At 73.0% G+C, this 3,449-nt stretch carries 4 protein-coding genes and 1 pseudogene; 3 read left to right on the top strand and 2 right to left on the bottom strand.

Translation table 11 applies throughout. The features are described 5' to 3' along the window. From AB0J09_RS59900 to AB0J09_RS59890, 3 genes are all read left to right on the top strand, one after another. Positions 1-942: DUF4132 domain-containing protein (locus AB0J09_RS59900; protein ID WP_360712593.1), on the top strand; the 942-nt coding region annotated here is incomplete at its 5' end. Positions 943-1,163: 221 nt separating this feature from the next. After that, positions 1,164-1,499, top strand: coding sequence for a hypothetical protein (locus AB0J09_RS59895; RefSeq protein ID WP_360712589.1), 336 nt, complete (start codon positions 1,164-1,166; stop codon positions 1,497-1,499). Beyond that, positions 1,496-2,143, top strand: a complete 648-nt coding sequence (locus tag AB0J09_RS59890; protein ID WP_360712586.1) for a hypothetical protein — start codon at positions 1,496-1,498, stop codon at positions 2,141-2,143. The genes AB0J09_RS59895 and AB0J09_RS59890 overlap by 4 nt, the downstream gene beginning before the upstream one ends. 56 nt (positions 2,144-2,199) lie before the next feature. On the opposite strand, the gene AB0J09_RS59885 is transcribed toward AB0J09_RS59890, so the two are convergent. Both AB0J09_RS59885 and AB0J09_RS59880 read right to left on the bottom strand, forming a co-directional pair. Beyond that, positions 2,200-2,679: a hypothetical protein gene (locus AB0J09_RS59885; protein ID WP_360712583.1), complete on the bottom strand. Its 480-nt coding sequence runs from the start codon at positions 2,677-2,679 to the stop codon at positions 2,200-2,202. A gap of 182 nt (positions 2,680-2,861) precedes the next feature. After that, positions 2,862-3,449 (bottom strand): annotated as a pseudogene (locus AB0J09_RS59880) (multidrug transporter); the annotation flags it as partial.

Raw genomic sequence — 3,449 nt, 5'->3', positions numbered from 1 at the left:
TGGGTGGCCGTGGGCGCGCCCGGCGTGGGGCGGGCGGCTCTGGGGGGGCTGGAGGGCGGGCGGGTGCGCCTGTGGCATCCCGCCCGAGCGACGCTCGCGGAGGTGACCGGCTGGCGGGAGGCCGTGACCGAGGGGCGCGTCAGGCAGCCGTTCAAGCAGGCGTTCCGCGAGGTCTACCCGCTGACCCCCGCGGAGGAGCGGACCGCTGTCTACTCCAACCGGTTCGCCGGGCACGTCGTGGACTACCGGCGGCTGTACGCGATGTTCAAGGTCCGGGGGTGGCGGGCCGACATGCTCGGCCCGTGGGACGGCGGCGACGCAGGCCAGGCCACGCGTGTGCTGGCCGAGGGGCAGTGGCGGGCGTCGTTCTTCCACGACTACCTGTACGAGGATCCGGGCGAGCATGCCTCCACCGACCAGGTGCGTTTCCACCGGAGGATGGACGGCGAGTGGCGGGAGGCGCCGCTCGCCGAGGTGCCGGCGCTGGTGTTCAGCGAGGCCATGCGGGACGTGGACCTGTTCGTGGCGGTGACCTCGATCGCGGCCGACCCGGAGTGGGCCGACCGCGGCCACGACCGCCATCTCGACTACTGGCGCGCGGCGTCCTTCGGCGAGCTGCCGCCGTCGGCCGAGGTGCGCCGCGACGCGCTGGCCCGGTTGTTGCCGCGCCTGGCGATCGCCGACCGCTGCACGCTCACCGATCGTTACCTGGTCGTACGCGGCGACCTGCGCACCTACAAGATCCATCTGGGCAGCGCGAACATCCTCATGGAGCCGGGCGACGTGTACCTGTGCATCGTGTCCGCGCGCGACCGCGACGCGAGGCTGTTCCTGCCGTTCGAGGACGACGGGCGCCTCGCGCTCATCCTCAGCAAGGCCCTCCTCCTGGCCGGGGACAGCCGGATCACCGACGAGACCATCGTCCGGCAGATCAAGGGGTGACCTCCCTCGGAGCGGTTATCCGGGTTCAGAGAGGTGCCCACAGCTTCTTGGTGGCCTGGTCCGGGGACGGTTCCTTCTGCACCTGGTCGGCCGGCGAGGCCACCGACCGCGGGGACCGGGGACCGTTGACACGCCCTTCCAGCCGAACCGTAGGCGTCCGGGTGATGGTTTCCCTGACGCGTGTCGGTGAGGATGAGTCCGTGTCAGCTTGGCGGCCCTGGTTGGCATCGATACGGCGGTCGCGCAGGACTCCGGCGGGAGTAGCGATCGCCCTGGTCGTGCTGGGCGTCGTGGCGACCGCCGTCCGGCTGGACGCTCCGTCCGACGGCGGCGTCGTGCGACTGGGCTGGGGCGGGGACGGCGTGGTGGTGGACGTTCCGGGCCGGCCCGGCGGGCCGGGGCTGCGGGACGGCGACCTGGTGACCGGTGTCGCCGGGAACCGTCTCGCCGACGGGCTCAACGCGATGCTGCTGTTCGCCGCCGCACTGCACGCCGCCCGCCGCCCGCGGCCCGTGCCCGCCGACGCGCCCGCCTCGACGACGGGAGGACGCCGGTGAAGACGAATCCGCTCCGGACACCGCCGAGATGGTGGGCGGCGGCCAGCGGGGGCACCGGTCTGATCGCGAACGCTTTCCTGGTCCTGTTCTATCTCACCGCTCAACCCTGGACCGGCAACGCCGGCGACGGCTGGTTCGGCGCGGCAAACGACGTCCTCGTCCTGATCCAGTACCTCGCGCTCGTACCGGTGGTCCTCGGCCTGGGACGCCTGATGGACGGCGACACCCGTGCCCGCGTGTGGACCGGGATCGGCCTCGTCGCCGCCGTCGCCGTCATCGTGCTGCAGGCTCTGCTGATCACGGGTGCGATGCCGTTCGAGCGCCAGGTCGTCGCGGTGAGCCTGAGCGCCGTCCTCACCATGTGCTGGGCGGGCGCGATCAGCGCCGCGGGAACACGTACCCGTACCCTGCCCAGGACGGTGACCCGCCTCGGCCGTGTCGTCGTGATCGGACTGCCGATCGCCCTCGGAACGTTCGGGATCGGCGCCCTCGTCACGGCCGTGTCCGGCGTGTCCTGGGCCTGGGCTGCCGGTGGGATACCGGGCTTCGTCGTGTGGACGCTGTTCCCGGCCTGGACCCTGCTGCTCGCCACGGCACCCTCCCGGCCCCGGGACCGCCCCACGGCAGACCCCGGCCGCCGTTGACCGCGCCGCTCACCGTGACCTCCACCGTCACCTGGCCCTGGCGCGGCGCCCTCCGCCTACTTCGACAGGTAGAGCGTCTTCCAGGTGCCCGCGTACAGGCAGACGAGGGACGGCTTGGTGGCCTTGGACTCGGCGCAGACCTTGAGTTCGACCTGGTAGACGTCCCGGTAGGAGAACGAGAAGTGCTTCGGGGTGCGGTACGAGCAGTCGCGGACCGTGTGGTGGCGGAACGGCAGGTTGTTCCCGGAGCGGTACGTGATGCGGAAGACCGCCCAGCCACACGTGGTGGCGCGGCGGGTGTGGTCGTACACCTTGCCCGAGACCCGGACGGCGTCGGCGGTCGGCAGGTCGGCGTGGTCCTCCCCCGTGGCCGTCAGGGTGCCCGCGGCTTCGGCGGCGCGCCCGGGCGCGTAGTACGGGCCCCACGCGGTGCCGGCCGCGTCCGCGGAGGTCGCGGCCTGGGCGGCGGGGGCGGCGGCGGCGAGGGTGGCGGTGGCGGCGATGGTCAGACCGGCGAGGGTACGGGAGATCGTCATCGGGGGCCGTCCTTTCGTGGTGAGATGCCCCCAATGTGCGGTGCGCCGATTTCAGGCGGCTTGCCGGCGGACTGCCGCCACTTTCAAGACTCTTGCCAGGCGCGCCCGTGCGGGCCACCGCACCACGCCGCGGCCGGTGGGACCATGCGGCGTGGGCGGCGACCCGCCCGGGGGCAGCTGGGTCAGGCGGCTGCCTTGGCGGTCAGCGCCACGGCGGCCTGCTGCGTGACGCCGCTCACCGTGACGGCCACCGTCACCTGCCCCGGCCGCAACGCCGTCAGCGTCCCCGTCGAGGGGTCGAGGACGGCCACGTGCCACGGCTTGGCCGTCTCACGGGACCCGATCTGCAGGTTGGGCGACCCGGACCAGGCGGCCGAGACCGGGTAGGCCGCGGGAACCGTACGGGTGCCCTGCTTGACCGTCGCCGTCACCGTGCCGGGCGTCCCGACCGCGACCGAAGCCGGGGCGGTGAGCGCGAGGTCGTCCACGTGCGGCCGGACCTGCGTGCCGATCCAGTCCGGCGCGTCCGCGAACCAGTTGCGCCGCACGTGCTCCGCCTCCGAAGGCGTCACCGGGTCCACGCCCCACAGCGACCACCCGGTGAACCCGCCGTCGTCGGGCGGGGTGGCCGGGTTCTTGCCGGAGTTGCCGTTGATGAAGTACGGCACCGCGTCCACGTGCGAGGCGTGGAACGTCCCCACGTGCGCCCCGATGTACGCGGCGCCCTTGCCGGTGGTGCGCTGGAAGTCGGCCAGCCAGCCCTCCACCAG

This window comes from Nonomuraea sp. NPDC049784 (assembly GCF_040659615.1).
GTDB lineage: Bacteria > Actinomycetota > Actinomycetes > Streptosporangiales > Streptosporangiaceae > Nonomuraea.
Note: the sequence above shows the minus strand (reverse complement) of the source record. Positions and strands in the feature narration are given on the sequence as shown.

Bases quoted from the DNA above. Each gene is read 5' to 3' on its own strand.
- AB0J09_RS59885 (WP_360712583.1), bottom strand. From the start codon at position 2,679: ATGACGATCTCCCGTACCCTCGCCGGTCTGACCATCGCCGCCACCGCC.